Source organism: Streptomyces sp. DF42 (genome assembly GCF_058267695.1).
In genome coordinates, this window is sequence record NZ_CM177859.1 from 3,777,755 (window position 1) to 3,792,699 (window position 14,945).

Annotated in this window: 15 protein-coding genes; 9 read left to right on the forward strand and 6 right to left on the reverse strand. The window is 72.3% G+C overall.

Annotated features, from left to right (window positions below; translation table 11 throughout):
• Nucleotides 1-7: 7 nt before the first annotated feature.
• From ACYUED_RS17120 to hutU, 3 genes are all read right to left on the reverse strand, one after another.
• Nucleotides 8-1,360, reverse strand: coding sequence for a formimidoylglutamate deiminase (locus ACYUED_RS17120; RefSeq protein WP_491293140.1), 1,353 nt, complete (start codon nucleotides 1,358-1,360; stop codon nucleotides 8-10).
• Nucleotides 1,357-2,559 (reverse strand): allantoate amidohydrolase, encoded by a 1,203-nt coding sequence (locus ACYUED_RS17125; RefSeq protein ID WP_491294296.1) that lies wholly within the window; start codon nucleotides 2,557-2,559, stop codon nucleotides 1,357-1,359. The genes ACYUED_RS17120 and ACYUED_RS17125 overlap by 4 nt, the downstream gene beginning before the upstream one ends.
• A 227-nt stretch (nucleotides 2,560-2,786) precedes the next feature.
• Nucleotides 2,787-4,469: a urocanate hydratase gene (gene hutU, locus ACYUED_RS17130; RefSeq protein ID WP_491293141.1), complete on the reverse strand. Its 1,683-nt coding sequence runs from the start codon at nucleotides 4,467-4,469 to the stop codon at nucleotides 2,787-2,789.
• Between the two features lie 170 nt (nucleotides 4,470-4,639).
• Here hutU and ACYUED_RS17135 point away from each other — a divergent pair, with 170 nt between their 5' ends.
• From ACYUED_RS17135 to ACYUED_RS17155, 5 genes are all read left to right on the forward strand, one after another.
• Complete coding sequence (locus tag ACYUED_RS17135) at nucleotides 4,640-6,019, forward strand: type III PLP-dependent enzyme domain-containing protein (RefSeq protein ID WP_491294298.1); 1,380 nt, start codon at nucleotides 4,640-4,642, stop codon at nucleotides 6,017-6,019.
• A 165-nt stretch (nucleotides 6,020-6,184) separates the two neighbouring features.
• Nucleotides 6,185-6,592 (forward strand): hypothetical protein, encoded by a 408-nt coding sequence (locus tag ACYUED_RS17140; RefSeq protein ID WP_266515662.1) that lies wholly within the window; start codon nucleotides 6,185-6,187, stop codon nucleotides 6,590-6,592.
• Nucleotides 6,589-7,401, forward strand: a complete 813-nt coding sequence (locus ACYUED_RS17145) for a transcriptional regulator (RefSeq protein WP_491293142.1) — start codon at nucleotides 6,589-6,591, stop codon at nucleotides 7,399-7,401. Before ACYUED_RS17140 ends, ACYUED_RS17145 begins: the two co-directional genes overlap by 4 nt.
• 13 nt (nucleotides 7,402-7,414) lie before the next feature.
• On the forward strand, nucleotides 7,415-7,975 hold the full coding sequence (locus ACYUED_RS17150; protein WP_491293143.1) for a roadblock/LC7 domain-containing protein: 561 nt from the start codon (nucleotides 7,415-7,417) through the stop codon (nucleotides 7,973-7,975).
• Between the two features lie 20 nt (nucleotides 7,976-7,995).
• Nucleotides 7,996-8,370, forward strand: coding sequence for a hypothetical protein (locus tag ACYUED_RS17155; RefSeq protein ID WP_491293144.1), 375 nt, complete (start codon nucleotides 7,996-7,998; stop codon nucleotides 8,368-8,370).
• Between the two features lie 2 nt (nucleotides 8,371-8,372).
• On the opposite strand, the gene ACYUED_RS17160 is transcribed toward ACYUED_RS17155, so the two are convergent.
• From ACYUED_RS17160 to ACYUED_RS17170, 3 genes are all read right to left on the reverse strand, one after another.
• Nucleotides 8,373-8,984, reverse strand: a complete 612-nt coding sequence (locus ACYUED_RS17160; protein WP_491293145.1) for a hypothetical protein — start codon at nucleotides 8,982-8,984, stop codon at nucleotides 8,373-8,375.
• 86 nt (nucleotides 8,985-9,070) lie between these two features.
• A complete protein-coding gene (locus ACYUED_RS17165) occupies nucleotides 9,071-9,931 on the reverse strand; it encodes a MurR/RpiR family transcriptional regulator (protein ID WP_491293146.1) in 861 nt (286 codons plus the stop codon).
• The gene (locus ACYUED_RS17170) at nucleotides 9,928-11,445 is read right to left on the reverse strand and encodes an aromatic amino acid ammonia-lyase (RefSeq protein WP_491293147.1); all 1,518 of its coding nucleotides are present in this window, start codon (nucleotides 11,443-11,445) and stop codon (nucleotides 9,928-9,930) included. The genes ACYUED_RS17165 and ACYUED_RS17170 overlap by 4 nt, the downstream gene beginning before the upstream one ends.
• A gap of 142 nt (nucleotides 11,446-11,587) precedes the next feature.
• Between ACYUED_RS17170 and ACYUED_RS17175 the strand changes: the two genes are divergently transcribed.
• The 4 genes from ACYUED_RS17175 to ACYUED_RS17190 are packed head-to-tail and all read left to right on the forward strand — an operon-like array spanning nucleotide 11,588 to nucleotide 14,865.
• Complete coding sequence (locus ACYUED_RS17175) at nucleotides 11,588-12,622, forward strand: ABC transporter ATP-binding protein (RefSeq protein ID WP_491293148.1); 1,035 nt, start codon at nucleotides 11,588-11,590, stop codon at nucleotides 12,620-12,622.
• A complete protein-coding gene (locus tag ACYUED_RS17180) occupies nucleotides 12,619-13,260 on the forward strand; it encodes an ABC transporter permease (RefSeq protein ID WP_491293149.1) in 642 nt (213 codons plus the stop codon). The genes ACYUED_RS17175 and ACYUED_RS17180 overlap by 4 nt, the downstream gene beginning before the upstream one ends.
• Before the next feature lies 1 nt (nucleotide 13,261).
• Entirely contained in the window at nucleotides 13,262-13,924 is a 663-nt protein-coding gene (locus ACYUED_RS17185; RefSeq protein WP_491293150.1) for an ABC transporter permease, read from the forward strand.
• Between the two features lie 8 nt (nucleotides 13,925-13,932).
• Complete coding sequence (locus ACYUED_RS17190; protein ID WP_491293151.1) at nucleotides 13,933-14,865, forward strand: ABC transporter substrate-binding protein; 933 nt, start codon at nucleotides 13,933-13,935, stop codon at nucleotides 14,863-14,865.
• The last annotated feature ends 80 nt before the right edge of the window (nucleotides 14,866-14,945 follow it).

Sequence of the window (14,945 nt, forward strand, 5' to 3'; positions counted from 1 at the left end):
GTGGGTTTCAGACTCGCAGTGCTGCTACGGCGTCCGCGAGCGCTGTCGGCACATCCGGTACGAGTGTGTGGGCGCCGTCCCGCACGACGTGTCGGCCGCCCACGACCGTATGGCGCACGTCCGCCGCTGAGGCCGCGAATACCGCCGTCTCCGCGCCGAGTCGCGGCAGGGGCCCGGCTGTCCTGACCGAGTCGAGCGCGATCGTCGTGAAGTCGGCGAGCCCGCCCGGTTCCAGGACTCCCGCTCCTTCCCAGCCCAGGGCCGCATGGCCTTGTGCCGAAGCCGCGCGCAGCAGGGCCGCGGCGGTCCAGTGACCGCGGGCGCGGGTGCGCAGGCGCTCGTTGAGTTCCATCGCGCGTGCCTCTTCGAGCAGGTCGATGACGGCGTGGCTGTCGGAGCCGAGGGAGAGCGGGGAGCCTGCCTTCTGCAGGGCGACGGCGGGGCCGATGCCGTCCGCGAGGTCCCGCTCGGTCGTCGGGCACATGCAGGTGCCGGTGCCGGAGCCGCCGATGAGCGCGATGTCCTCCTCCGTGAGGTGCGTGTTGTGGACCCCGGTGGTGCGGGGCCCGAGCACGCCGTGCTCGGAGAGGAGCTGCGTGGGCGTGCACCCGTGGGCGGCCCGGCAGGCGTCGTTCTCGGCGGTCTGCTCGGACAGGTGCACATGCAGCGGGGCCCGCCGCTCCTCGGCCCAGCGCGCCACGGTCGCCAACTGGCGGGCGGGCACGGCCCGTACGGAGTGGATGGCCGCCCCGATCCGCGCGTGATCCCGTTCCTTGAGAACTGAACAGCGTTCGGCCCAGGCCTCCGCGCTGCCGTCGGAGAAGCGCAGCTGGTGGGTGTTGGGCGCCTCACCGCTGTGCTCGTTCACGATTCCGGCCGCGAGATAGGCGGTGTCGAGGAGGGTGATGCGGATGCCGGCGTCGGCGGCGGCCGCGATGAGCGCTTCGCCCATCGCGTTGGGGTCGGCGTAGGGGGTGCCCCCTGGGGCGTGGTGGACGTAGTGGAACTCGCCGACGCTCGTCACGCCCGCCAGCGCCATCTCGGCGTACACGGCGACCGCGAGTGCGTGGTAGGTCTCGGGGGTCAGCGTGTCGGCGACCGAGTACATGACCTCGCGCCAGGTCCAGAAGGTGCCGGAGCCGACCTGGACGGTGGAGCGCAGGGCGCGGTGGAAGGCGTGCGAGTGGGCGTTCGCCAGGCCCGGGAGGGTCAGGCCGCGCAGGATCTCGGCGCCGGGGGGCGGGGCGGGTACGTCCGTGCGGACGGCGGTGATGCGGCCGTCCGCCACCTCCAGCGCCACGCCGGGCTCGACGTGGGTGTCGAGCCAGGCGTGCTCCAGCCAATACGTCCGCGTGGTCACCTGCAGGCCAGCCCTTCCAGTACGTCGGCGAGTGCGAGCACCCCGGCCACGCAGTCGTCCTCGGCGGCGAACTCGGCCGGGGAGTGCGAGACGCCCGTGGGGTTGCGCACGAACAGCATGGCGGTCGGGATGCTCCCGGAGAGGATCCCGGCGTCGTGTCCCGCACCGGTACCCAGGACGGGGACCGTGAGGCCGGTGTCCTTGCCCAGGATGCGGGCCAGTTCGTCCCGCAGGGCATGGTCGAACTCGACGACCGGTGTGAAGGACTCACGGACGACGTCGAGGTCGACACCGTGTGCGGCGGCGTACTCGCGGGCGGCCCGTTCGACACCGCCGACCACCTGGTCGAGGCTCTCCTGGTCGGCGGCGCGGGAGTCGAGCCAGCCGCGGACCAGCGAGGGGATGGCGTTGACGCCGTTCGGCTCGACGGCGATCTTGCCGAAGGTGGCGACGGCACCGGCGAGTTCGGCCTCGCGACGGGCGGCGAGGACGGTCTCGGCGTACGACAGCATGGGGTCGTGCCGGTCCACGAGCCGGGTCGTGCCGGCGTGGTTGGCCTCGCCCCGGAAGTCGAACCGCCACCGCCCGTGCGGCCAGATGGCACTGGCGATGCCGACCCGGTCGCCGGACAGGTCCAGCGCCCGCCCCTGCTCGACGTGCAGTTCGACGAAGGCACCGATGCGTGCGAGGCGCTCCGGGTCCGCCCCGATGGCGTCGGGGTCGTATCCGGCGGCCTCCATGGCCCCGGGCAGCGTGATGCCGTCACCGTCGGTCAGCCTGTGCGCCTGCTCGACGGTCAGCTGCCCGGAGGTGAGCCGCGACCCGACACAGGCCAGTCCGAACCGGGCGCCCTCCTCGTCACCGAAGTTGACGATGGCGAGGGGCTTGTCGAACTGCGCGTTCCTGCTGCGCAGTTCATCGAGCGCGGCGAAGGAGGAGACGACGCCGAGGGGCCCGTCGAAGGCGCCGCCGTCGGGCACGGAGTCGAGATGCGACCCCGTGACGACGGCGTCCCCGGCGCCCGGATCCCCGAGCCAGGCCCACTGGTTCCCGTTCCGGTCGATCTCGTGGCTCAGCCCGCGCGCCTCGGCCTGCTCCCTGAACCAGGCCCGGCACTCGGCATCGGCCCCGGTCCAGGCGAAGCGACGGTAGCCGCGGGAGTCGGGGTGCCGCCCGATGGGCCGCAGCTCACGCCACATGGAGTGGAACGAGCCACCACCGCCGGGCAGTGCCGCAGCGGCAGCCGGTCCAGGCCGTGGGCAGTCGTTCCGCAGGGCGATGGGGGTCCCCCCGCTCGAACGAAGTTGAGAGTGGGAGAGGGCGGGCACACCCGCACCCTCACCCGCACCCGCACCCGCACCCGCACCCGGCGACGAGACCGCAGCCCCCACCGGACGGTTGCCGCCCCGCTCGTCTCCCGGAAGGGTCACGCGTCGTCACCCTCGCGCATGGGAATCCGCACACCCCGTTCGTCGGCAACCGACTCCGCGATGTCGTACCCGGCGTCGACGTGCCGGATGACACCCATGCCGGGGTCGTTCGTGAGCACGCGGCGGATCTTCTCGCCGGCGAGCTTGGTTCCGTCGGCGACGGAGACCTGCCCGGCGTGGATGGAGCGCCCCATGCCGACGCCGCCGCCATGGTGGATGGAGACCCAGGACGCACCGGACGCCACGTTGACCATGGCGTTCAGCAGCGGCCAGTCGGCGATCGCGTCGGAGCCGTCGAGCATGGCCTCGGTCTCGCGGTAGGGGGATGCCACGGAACCGCAGTCGAGGTGGTCCCGCCCGATGGCCAGCGGAGCCGCCAGTTCACCGCTCGCGACCATGTCGTTGAAGCGCTCGCCGGCCTTGTCCCGCTCGCCGTGGCCGAGCCAGCAGATACGGGCGGGCAGGCCCTGGAAGTGGACGCGCTCCCCTGCCATCCTGATCCAGCGGTGCAGGGACTCGTTCTCCGGGAAGAGGTCGAGGAGGGCCTTGTCGGTCTTGGCGATGTCGGAGGCCTCGCCGGACAGGGCCGCCCAGCGGAAGGGGCCCTTGCCCTCGCAGAACAGCGGCCGGATGTAGGCGGGGACGAAGCCGGGGAAGGCGAACGCCCGCTCGTACCCGGCGAGTTGGGCCTCGCCGCGGATCGAGTTGCCGTAGTCGAAGACCTCCGCGCCGGCGTCCATGAAGCCGACCATCGCCTCGACGTGCCTGGCCATGGACTCGCGGGCACGGGTGGTGAAGCCGGCCGGGTCCTTGGCCGCGGCGTCCGCCATGTCGTCGAAGTCGACGCCCACGGGCAGGTAGGACAGCGGGTCGTGGGCGGAGGTCTGGTCGGTGACGATGTCGATGGGGGCGCTCTCGGCGAGCATGCGCGGCAGCAGCTCGGCGGCGTTGCCCAGCAGGCCGATGGAGAGCGGGCGGCGGGCGTCACGGGCCTCGACGGCGAGCTGGAGGGCGTGCTCCAGGCTGTCGGCCTTCACGTCCAGGTAGCGGTGCTCGATGCGGCGCTCGATGGCGCGCGGGTCGACGTCGATACAGATCGCGACGCCGTCGTTCATGGTGACGGCGAGGGGCTGGGCGCCGCCCATGCCGCCGAGGCCGGCGGTGAGGGTGATCGTCCCGGCGAGGGTGCCGTTGACCCCTTTACCCATTGAATGCAGCTTCGCGGCGACGGCGGCGAAGGTCTCGTAGGTGCCCTGGAGGATGCCCTGGGTGCCGATGTAGATCCAGGAGCCGGCGGTCATCTGCCCGTACATGGTCAGGCCGAGGGCCTCCAGGCGGCGGAACTCCTCCCAGTTGGCCCAGTCGCCGACGAGGTTGGAGTTGGCGATCAGGACGCGCGGAGCCCACTCGTGGGTCTGCATCACGCCGACCGGGCGGCCGGACTGGACGAGCATGGTCTCGTCCTGCTTCAGCCCCTTCAGCGTCCGCACCATCGCGTCGAAGGAGCGCCAGTCGCGGGCCGCCTTGCCCGTGCCGCCGTAGACGACGAGCTTGTCGGGGTGCTCGGCGACCTCCGGGTCGAGGTTGTTCTGCAGCATCCGGAGGGCGGCTTCCTGCTGCCATCCCAGGGCGCTCAGTTCCGTACCGCGCGACGCTCGTACGGGGCGGGGTCCTGACATGGTCTGCCTCCCAGCGGATTGTTGCCATCGTTATTCACATCTTGACTCCCTGAATAGAGCTAGTCAATACATGCGTGAGCCAGCGGGGGCGGGCCGTGGGTGTTTGGGTGGATGTACTGGATGTTCCGGCCGGACGCATCGGGGCCGGCGGCGAGATCACGGGGGACGCGGTGGACAGCGGCAAGGACGGTCGGGTGAGCGGCGTGGACAGGGCGGCCCGGCGCGACGAGGCGGTGCGGGCCGCCGTGGAACAGGGGCTGCTGGGGCCCGGCACCCCCCTCGTGGGGCTGCTGGACGTCGTCGGCATCCGGGAGTCGGCGACGGAACTGCGCGCGGCGTTCGACGCGGTCGTGGCGCCCGGCACACCGGTGCTGCACGCCTTCGCCGTGAAGGCGAGCCCGCTGGTGCCGGTGCTGCGGCTGCTGTACGAGGAGGGCGTCGGCGCCGAGGTGGCGAGCCCGGGCGAGCTGGCGCTGGCGCGGGCGGCGGGGGTGCCACCGAACCGCACGGTGCTGGACTCGCCCGCGAAGACACCGGCCGAGCTGCGCGAGGCGCTGGCACTGGGCATCGCCGTCAACGCGGACAACCCGCAGGAGCTGGAGCGCATCGACGGCCTGATGCGGTCGGCCACAAGCCGCTCACCGCTCGGGATCCGGGTGAATCCGCAGGTCGGCGGGGGTTCCATCGCGGCGACCTCGACCGCCACGCCGACCTCGAAGTTCGGGGTGGCACTGCGGGACGAGGGAGCGCGGGAGTGGGTCGTACGGGCGTATGCGGACCGCCCGTGGCTGACACGGCTGCACGCGCACACCGGGTCCCAGGGCATTCCGCTCTCCCTGATGGCGCAGGGCGTGGCCGAGACGTACGCGCTCGCCGAGGAGATCAACCGGCGGATCGGACGGCCGCAGATCGACACGCTCGACATCGGCGGCGGGCTGCCGGTGAACTTCGGCTCGGACGAGACGACCCCGACGTACGCGCAGTACGCGCGGCTGCTGAGCGAGGCGGTGCCGGGGCTGTTCGGCGGCCGGTACGGACTGGTCACCGAGTTCGGGCGGTCACTGCTGGCCAAGCACGGGACCGTGGTGGCCCGGGTGGAGTACGCCAAGAGCGCGGGCGGGCGGCCGGTCGCGGTCACGCACGCGGGCGTGCAGGTGGCGACGCGAACGGTGTACGTGCCGGGGTCCTGGCCGCTCAGGATCGCCGCGTACGACGGCAAGGGGCGGCCCAAGGAGGGGCCCCGGGCGGTGCAGGACGTCGCCGGGCCGGCCTGCTTCGCGGGCGACCTGCTGGCCGAGGGGCGCGCGCTGCCGCTGCTGGAGCAGGGGGACTACGCGGCGGCGCTGGACACAGGGGCGTACTACTTCGCGCACCACTACGCGTACAACTCCCTTGCCCGGCCCGGGATCCACGGCTTCGCGCCGGACGGGGCCGGGGGCGTGGCCTTCGCGACCGTACGGGAGCCGCAGAGCCTCGACGAGATCGTGGCCGAGTCGGGAGGGGGGCACGCGGGCTCGCTCGCCACCCTCCGCGCTCCTGACCACCGTTGACGCGCCTCGGCCTGTGGAAGTCAACTGCTTCGAAATCACGGCAAGTTGACCCACCTTAGTCCGCTGGCGCATGTTCCACAGGAAAATGCCAGATCCCTCACCCCTCGCGCACACGTTGCGTAGTTTCGGTGTCACTCAGCCGAACCGCGGGCGGGAGGGGAGCCGGTGCCTGGAATCGACGAGTGTCTGCTGGAAGCCATGCGACTGCCCGGTGCCAGGGGCGCCGCACTGATCGACTGGACCAGCGGGCTGGCCCTGGGCACCGTCGGGGAGTCCCCCGGCGGCGACCAGGAGACGGCCGCGGTGGAGGCCGCCGAGATCGCCCGGCTGGCCGCCGAGCAGCACGCGTTCGCGCCCGACGACGCCGTCGAGGGCGGCGCGGCCGCCGACGCGGATCCGCCGGTCGAGGACCTGATCGTCAGCAACCGGGACAGCTATCACGTGCTCCGGTTCGTGGGGGCGTCCTTCGACGGCAGCCTGTTCCTGCATCTGTGGCTGGCCCGCGCCGAGGGCAACCTCGCGCTGGCCCGCATCCGCCTGGGCGAGATGGCCGAACGGCTGGTGCTGGCATGACCGCCGTCCGGACCGCCGAGCACCCGCGCCTGCCCGTACGGGACAAGGAGGCGGCCCGCGAGCGGGCGTGGAGCGGCGTCTCGCCGATGCTGACCCGGCTCGCCGCCGAGCGCGCCACCGGCGTCCTGGTCCGCGAACGCGGCACGCTCCATCTCGCCGAGGGCCTGGTCGTGCACGCCGAGAGCCCGTACGCACCCGGCCTCGACGTCCTCCTCACGGCCCACGGCGCGCTGACTCCCGAGGCCTGGCAGCGGGCGCTCGGGGAGGCCGACGACGGCCGCGGGGTGGGCCGCCGCCTGATCGACGACGGCCGGCTGCCACCCGGCGCGCTGGAGCTGTGCCATCTGACGGCCCTGTACGACGCCGCGTACTTCGCCCTCGCCCCCAGCAGCACCCCGGGCCGCTTCCGCTACGGCACCGCCCACCGGCTGGGCCCCATCCGCCCCGTCCCGGTGGCCGCCCTGGAGCACGAGACACTGCGCCGCCGCAACCTCCTGCACCGCATCTGGCCGGACCCGGGCACGGACGAGGTCCCCCTGATCCGAGCGGACCCCGTCGCGGCCCCCGCTCTCACCCGCCGCCAGCGGACTGTGCTGGCCGCGGTGAACGGCAGCCGTACGGCGGCGGACATCGCCCGCGAACTGGGCCGCCTGGCGTTCCACACGCTGGTGGACGTGCGCCGGCTGACGGCGGCCGGCGTCGTCTCGGCCCGCGGCGAGCCACCCCCGCCGACCGGCTTCGACCACCTGCCGCCCGATCCCCACATCACCTTGCTGAAAAGGCTCAGAGATGCGCTGGAGGCCCTTTGAGAGGAGACACCGGATGGCCGCCGACCCCCAGGTCCTCGACGAGCTGCGCCGTCTGAGAGCCCGCGTCCCCCAGCTCACGGGCGCTCTCGCGACCGGAGTCGACGGGCGCGTCCTGGCACAGGACACCCCTGGTGTCGACCCGGACGGGATGGCCGCGCTCATCGCGAGCGCGCACGGGGCGGCCGTGAAGCTGGCGGACGCCACGGGCCAGGGCGAACTGCGCGAACTGCTCGTGCGGGGCGTGTACGGCTACGTGGCGACGTACGCGGCGGGCGACACGGCCGTACTGACCCTGCTCGCCCAGGACCGCGTCAGCCTCGGCCGGCTCCTCCTGGAGGGCCGCCGGGCGGCCGCCCGCATCGGCGAGTTCGGCGACGCCCGCAGGACACCCGCACACCACGCCCGGCCGGCCGGGGAGGCGAAGGAAACCAAGGCGCCCAAGGACGCCAAGGACCCGAACGCGGCCGAGCCGGAGGCCGGACCGGCGACCGCCAAGACGGCCGCCGCACGGACCAGAACCCCGCGCGCACCCCGCAACACCACCGCCAACGCGCGCACCACCACGGAAAGTTGAGAGGACCAAGGAGCACCGTCATGGCCAATACCGAGACCACACTGAAAGAGGCGCTCGCCTCCATCGAGGGCGCCACCGGCGTCGCACTCGTCGACTACACCAGCGGCATGGCGCTGGGCACGATGGGCGGCAGCAAGGGCTTCGACCTCAATGTCGCCGCCGCCGGCAACACCGATGTCGTCCGCGCCAAGATGCGCACCATGGAACACCTCGGGCTCAAGGGCCAGATCGAGGACATCCTGATCACGCTGAGCGACCAGTACCACCTGATCCGCCTGATCAGCGGCCGCGGCGGCAACGGTCTGTTCCTGTACCTGGTGCTCGACGCCAAGCGCTCCAACCTGGCGATGGCGCGTCACCAGCTGAGGACCATCGAGGCCGATCTGGAGATCTGAGCTCACACGAGCGCCGCGGTGCGGCGTCGCGCCCCGCCCGGGGCCGCGTCGCCCGCGGCGATGCCCGTGCTGCGGTACGCCCTGACCGCCTTGCCGGCCGGGCGGCCGCCGCCGGCGGCGAGCCAGTCGACCCGCACCCACAGCAGCGCGTCCTGGTCCCGCTCGCGCCGTCCGAGCCAGGCGGCCTTGAGCCGCAGCCCGGTGCCGCATCCGGCGAGCAGCATCCCCCCGGCGGCCGGCACCGCGAACGAGCCGGCCAGTGCCGCCCCGAACGCCAGCAGCAGCCACCAGCGGTGGCCGCGGCGCCAGTTGCGCACGGTGACGGCGCGGTCCTGGAGCACGTCGTGCCTGCTCGCGCGGGCAGCCGACCGGGCGAGGCCGGCGTACCGCCCGCGGCGGGCGCAGGCGACGACGGCCGCCGCGACGACGAACAACGCCGCTCCGGCCATGACCCCGATGCGCCGGCCCGTGATCCCCGGCACCAGCACCCCGACGCCCGCCGCGAACACGCCGGCCCACCACAGGGGCGCGGCCCCGGCCCGTACGACGACGGCCACCCGGACCAGTCCCTGGGCTCTGCGATCTCCACGTGCCACGTTCCGCCTCCTCGCCATACGGCACATGCCTTCGGCGGCGCAGGTTAGTGAGCCAACGTGAGACGAGCGTTAAAGCGGCCTCACCCCAGGCCTCACCCCAGGCCTCACTCCACGAACAGGCCGCGTGCCGCCGCCCGTGCGTCGAACTCCTCCAGGCGGGCCTGTGCGTCCGGCAGGTCGTCGCACATCGCCTCCAGCAGGACGCGGCCCAGCAGCATCGGCGCGCAGGCGGTGTCGAAGGCGAGGCCCGTGCCGACGGCGGCGGGCAGGAGGAGATCGGAGACCTTGGCGACCGGTGCGAACGCGGAGTCGGCGACGGTGACCACGGTCAGTCCGGCTTCCTTGGCGAAGGCCAGCGTGTCCACCACCTCGCGCGGATGCCGGGGCAGCGCGAAGCAGAGCAGGGCGCTCGCGCCGGCCCGTACGGCGGCCTCGATGCGGTCGTGGATCATCGTGCCGCCCTCGTTCAGCAGCCGTACGTCCGGATGGACCTTGGCGGCGAAGTAGCCGAAGCCGTAGGCCTGCGAGGCGGCGGCGCGCAGTCCGAGGACGGGCAACGGGCGGGAGGCGGCGAGGATGCGTCCGGCCTTCTGCACCGGCCGCGGGTCGGCCAGCAGTTCCGCGAGGTGCCTGAGGTTCTCGATCTCCGCTTCCACGGCCTGCTGGTACTCGTTGTACGAGCCCGCGTCCGCCGCCTGTTCCGCCGGGGCGACCTCGCGCAGGTGCTTGCGCAGGGCGGGGTAGCCGTCGAAGCCGAGGGCGACGGCGAAGCGGGTCACGGACGGCTGGCTGACCCCGGCGAGCTCGGCCAGCTCGACGCTGGACAGGAACGGGACCTCGGCGGCACTGCGCACCATGCTGTGTGCGATGCGCCGCTGGGTCGGCGTCAGCCGGTGCCCCTCGAAGAGCGCCTGCAGCCGCCCCGCAGGACTGTCCACCACGCTCATGTCCCCCTCCACGCTCATGACTCGTTCCCCCTCCAGATGTCCGTGAACCGGTCCAGCAGTGCGGCCGCCGCCGTCACGTCGTCCGTGAGCGGCCGGTCGGCCTGGTCCCCGGCCAGCACCGACTCGGCGAGCTCCAGCGCGCGGCACACCGGGAGGTCCGGTTCGGGCCGCAGGCCGCGCTGGTGCAACGCCCTTACGGCGGCGACGAGTTCGCAGCCGACGACGAGTCGGAACGCGCGACAGGCGCGCAGCGTCTGACGTGCGGCGAGCGAGGCGAAGCTGGCCTGTTCCTCGACGCCCCGGGAGAGTACAGCGTGGCCGAGCGACGCGGGGGCGGAGAAGGCCCGCAGGTCGCCGAGGGCGGCCCCGGCGGCGTACTCGAGGATCATCACGCCCGAGGAGGCGGGCACGTCGTCGGCGAGGAAGGGGCGCAGGCGGGTGAAGCCGGGCTCGTTCAGCGAGGACAGCCGGGAGGTCGACAGACGGGCCACCTGGGTGACGGCCAGCCTGAAGTGGTCCAGGGCGAGGGCGAGCTGGGCCTGGTAGAAGCCGCCGTGGTGGTAGGCCGCCATGTCCTGGGCGGAGATCAGCGGGTTCTCGGCGGCGGCGTTGATCTCGATGGCCACGACCTCCTCCAGGGCGTCCGCCGCGTCCAGCGCGGGTCCGTGGATCTGGGGCAGGCAGCGGAAGCCGTACGGGTCCTGGATCCGGCCGAGGGGCGGGGTGGGCCGGTCCGCCGCACCGATCAGCTCCCGCATGCGGCGGGCGACTTCGCTGGAACCCCGGTGCGGGCGGGCGGCGTGCACGGGGGCCGCGTACGCCTCGTGCGAGCCGTCGACGGCCAGCAGGGAGAGGGCGCCGACGACCTGGGTGGCCTGCACGAGTCCGCGCAGTTCGTGCAGGGCGAGGGCGGACTGGCCGAGGGTGAGGGCGTTGCTGCTGATGAAGGCCAGCGCGTCGTTGTTGTCGAGTTGCTGCGGCTTGGGCGCGCCCGGTCCCCGCCAGGGGTGTTCGCCGGCGAGTGCCAGTGCCGCCTGGGCGAGGGCGGCGATGTCGCCGGTGCCGACCGAGCCGAACTCGTTGACTGCGGGGTGGGCGCCGCTCTCCAGCGCCTCGCACAGCGCGGTGACGACGGTGGGCCTGAGCCCCGCACCGCCCGCGAGGAGCTGGTTGGCCCGGACGGCGAGCATCGCCCGCACCTCCCGCGCGGGCAGCTCGTCCCCGATGGCGCCGGCATGGCTGCGCAGCAGTCTGAGGCCGTGCTCGGCGGCCGCCTCGGTGGGCACGTCCTCGTTCCGGTTGGCGCCGACGCCGGTGGAGCGGCCGTAGACGCGTCCGGTCGCGGCGATCCTGCGGGCGGCGTCCCAGGAGTCCTCCACGCGCCGCGTCGCCTCGCTCCCGGGGACGGGCCGCGCGGTCCCTTCGGCCAGACGCACGACGTCCAGGACGCCGAGACCGACCCCGTCGAGGACGATGAGACCGGCGCCCCCGGACAACGACATTCGCGACGTGCCCACGATCTGAGACGACATATAACCCCAATCCTCCCTCAATCCGGGCACCCGATCTTGCTCTCCGAGCATCTGTTACCTCGGATTAACGCGGAACCGTTGACAAGCTATTCAGATACCAAGAACTCTGCATGACGTTATACAGCCGGGCAAGGGACAACTCATGATCCAGTTCGATGCGGTCCACAAGCGCTTCCCCAACGGCACGACAGCTGTCCACGACCTCTCCCTGGAAATGCCGGAAGGGGGCGTGACCGTCCTCGTCGGATCTTCCGGTTGCGGCAAGACGACCACCCTGCGGATGGTCAACCGGATGATAGAGCCGACCTCCGGGACCATCCGGGTCGGCGGCAAGGACGTCACCAGCCAGGACGCCGCCGAACTGCGCCGCTCCATCGGGTACGTCATCCAGCAGTCGGGCCTGTTCCCGCACCGCACGGTGCTGGACAACATCGCCACCGTGCCGCTGCTGCTGGGCCACGGCCGCCGCAGGGCCCGCGCCCGGGCGGCCGCACTCCTGGAGACCGTCGGCCTCGCCGCCGACGCCGGCAAGCGCTACCCCCACCAGCTCTCCGGCGGCCAGCAGCAGCGCGTGGGCGTGGCCCGCGCGCTGGCCGCCGACCCTCCCGTCCTGCTGATGGACGAGCCCTTCGGCGCGGTGGACCCGGTGGTGCGCACCCAGCTCCAGGACGAGCTCCTGCGCCTGCAGAAGGAACTGAACAAGACCATCGTCTTCGTCACGCACGACGTCGACGAGGCCGTGCGCCTGGGCGACCAGATCGCGATCTTCCGAACCGGCGGCCACCTCGTCCAGTGCGCCTCCCCCACCGAACTCCTCGCCCGCCCCGCCGACGACTTCGTGGCCGACTTCCTCGGCGCCGAACGCGGCCTCAAGCTGCTGTCGCTGAAGACCCTCGCGGCGCTCCCGCAGGGCCCGGCCCCCGAGGGCGGCGCCTGGACCCTCGTCCTCGACCAGGCGCGCAGGCCGCTGCACTGGGCGGGCAAGGACACCGAGGTCCCCGTACGGCCGCTCAGGGACACCGACTCCCTGCTGTCGGCGCTCAACGAGTCCGTCGCCTCCCCCAACGGCCTGATCGCCCGCGTCGACACGGACGGCGTCCTCACCGGCGTCACCTCCCGCGACGACATCCACCAGCACGCGGGCCGGGCACACACGGAAGCCCGGGTGGCCGCATGACCATCGACTGGTCGTGGATAGGCGACCACACCGACGACCTCACCAGCCTCACGATCTCCCACCTGCAGGCCGCGATGACCGCCGTCCTCTTCGGCGTCCTGATCTCGCTCCCGCTCGCGGTGGTCGCCCACCGGGTGCGTCCCCTGCGCGGTTTCCTGCTCGGCTTCTCGAACATCCTGTTCACGATCCCGTCGATCGCGATCTTCGTGCTCCTGCTGCCGATCAGCGGCCTGACCCGCACCACGACCGTCATCGGCCTGACCGTCTACACGCTGGTCGTGCTGCTGCGGAACACGGTCGAGGGCCTGGACTCGGTCCCCGCGAAGACCAAGGAGGCGGCAAAGGCGATGGGCACGCGCCCCCTGCGCACGCTCCTCACCGTCGAGTTCCCGCTCGCGCTCCCCGTGATCATGGCGGGCGTCCGGATCGCGACGGTCATGTCGATCTCCCTGGTCTCGGTCGCCACCTACATCGGCGACGGCGGCCTCGGCCAGCTCTTCACCGACGGCTTCCAGCGCAACTTCCCGACCCCGGTGATCGTGGGCGTGGTCCTCACGATCCTCCTCGCGGTCGTCGCGGACGCCCTGCTGGTGGCCCTCCAGTACGCCCTCACCCCGTGGAAGAGGCGGCGAGCCTGAGATGTACGAACTCTTCGAGAACCTCGGCGCCTGGCTGACCAGCGGCGCCCAGTGGACCGGCCCCGACGGCATCGCCCACCGCCTGGCCGAGCACCTCCAGTACTCGCTCCTCGCGACCCTCATCGCGGCCGCGATCGGCCTGCCCCTGGGCCTGCTGATCGGCCACACCGGCAGGGGCGCGTTCCTCGCGATCAACCTCTCGTCCTTCGGCCGGGCGCTGCCCACCGTCGGCCTGGTCGTGCTGGTCTTCCTGGCCGGCGGCCTGTCGATGCTGCCGGTGTACGTGGCCCTCGTCGCCCTCGCGGTCCCGGCGATCGTCACCAACACCTACGCGGGCATGACCGCCGTCGACCCCGACGTGAAGGACGCGGCGCGCGGCCAGGGCATGCGCGGCCACCAGGTCCTGTTCCAGGTCGAGCTGCCGCTCGCGCTCCCCCTGATCATGACCGGCCTGCGCCTCGCCCTCATCCAGGTCGTCGCCACCGCCACGATCGCCGCGTACGTCTCCTTCGGGGGCCTGGGCCGCTACGTCTTCGACGGCCTGGCCCAGCGCGATCTCGTCCAGGTGCTGGGCGGCGCGGTGCTGGTTGCCGCGGTCGCCGTACTCCTCGACCTGCTCCTGAGCACCCTCCAGCGCTTCCTCTTCCGCCACCGCACCGCATAGGACCCTCGATGAACCGACGCACTCTCCTCGGCGGCCTCTTCGCAGCGGCCTCCGTCCCCGCCCTCTCCGCCTGCGCCGGCGGCGTCACCTCCCTCGACGGTCAGGGGGGCTCGGCCGGCGGTGGCGGCTCCAGCAAGGGCGGAGTCACCATCGGCACCGCCAACTTCACCGAGAACCAGGTCCTTGGCTACCTCTACGCCGCCGTTCTCCAGCAGGCCGGCGTGAAGGTGAAGGTCCGCCCCAACCTCGGCACCCGCGAGATCGTGATCCCCGCCCTCAGGGGCGGCGACATCGACCTCCTGCCCGAGTACCAGGGCGCCCTCCTCAACTACCTCGACCCGAAGGCCACGGCCGCGGAGGAGGGCGCCATGCAGAACGCCCTCACCCTCGCGCTGCCGAAGGGCCTCCAGATCCTGCCGTACGGGACGGCCGAGGACTCCGACGCCTTCGTCGTCACCCGCCGGACGGCGAAGAAGTACGGCCTGACCTCCCTCGCCGACCTGAAGAAGCAGAACGGCAGGCTGGTCATCGGCGCGGCCCCCGAACTGAAGAAGCGCCAGGTGGGCACGGTCGGCCTCAAGGACGTCTACGGCGTCGAGTTCAAGGAGTTCAAGTCGCTCGACTCCGACGGCCCGCTGGTCAAGGGCGCCCTGAAGAAGGGCGATGTGGACGTGGCGAACCTCTTCACCACCGACACCGACATCGAGGCCAACGACTGGGTGGTGCTGACCGACCCCCTGAACCTGATCCCCAGCCAGCACATCGTGCCCCTCATCGCCGACCGCAAGTCCGACGACACGGTCCGCAAGGCCCTCGCCAAGCTCGGCAACGTCCTGACCACCGCCCAGCTCACCGAGCTCAACCGCCAGGTGGACAAGGACAAGAAGGACCCGGAGGACGTGGCGAACGCGTACGCCAAGCAGCACGGCCTCGCGAAGTGACCTGAGCCGAGCCGATCAAGAGACCCCGTCGGCTCGCCCACCCGCCCACCGGCCCGCTCGCGGCGAACCCGACTCCGGAC

What these genes read in the sequence shown, in the direction of transcription:
- ACYUED_RS17125 (WP_491294296.1), bottom strand. Translation starts at nt 2,559, where the DNA reads ATGTGGCGTGAGCTGCGGCCCATCGGGCGGCACCCCGACTCCCGCGGC.
- hutU (WP_491293141.1), bottom strand. Translation starts at nt 4,469, where the DNA reads ATGTCAGGACCCCGCCCCGTACGAGCGTCGCGCGGTACGGAACTGAGC.
- ACYUED_RS17145 (WP_491293142.1), top strand. Translation starts at nt 6,589, where the DNA reads ATGACCGCCGTCCGGACCGCCGAGCACCCGCGCCTGCCCGTACGGGAC.
- ACYUED_RS17150 (WP_491293143.1), top strand. Translation starts at nt 7,415, where the DNA reads ATGGCCGCCGACCCCCAGGTCCTCGACGAGCTGCGCCGTCTGAGAGCC.
- ACYUED_RS17155 (WP_491293144.1), top strand. Translation starts at nt 7,996, where the DNA reads ATGGCCAATACCGAGACCACACTGAAAGAGGCGCTCGCCTCCATCGAG.
- ACYUED_RS17160 (WP_491293145.1), bottom strand. Translation starts at nt 8,984, where the DNA reads ATGGCGAGGAGGCGGAACGTGGCACGTGGAGATCGCAGAGCCCAGGGA.
- ACYUED_RS17165 (WP_491293146.1), bottom strand. Translation starts at nt 9,931, where the DNA reads ATGAGCGTGGAGGGGGACATGAGCGTGGTGGACAGTCCTGCGGGGCGG.
- ACYUED_RS17170 (WP_491293147.1), bottom strand. Translation starts at nt 11,445, where the DNA reads ATGTCGTCTCAGATCGTGGGCACGTCGCGAATGTCGTTGTCCGGGGGC.
- ACYUED_RS17175 (WP_491293148.1), top strand. Translation starts at nt 11,588, where the DNA reads ATGATCCAGTTCGATGCGGTCCACAAGCGCTTCCCCAACGGCACGACA.
- ACYUED_RS17180 (WP_491293149.1), top strand. Translation starts at nt 12,619, where the DNA reads ATGACCATCGACTGGTCGTGGATAGGCGACCACACCGACGACCTCACC.
- ACYUED_RS17185 (WP_491293150.1), top strand. Translation starts at nt 13,262, where the DNA reads ATGTACGAACTCTTCGAGAACCTCGGCGCCTGGCTGACCAGCGGCGCC.
- ACYUED_RS17190 (WP_491293151.1), top strand. Translation starts at nt 13,933, where the DNA reads ATGAACCGACGCACTCTCCTCGGCGGCCTCTTCGCAGCGGCCTCCGTC.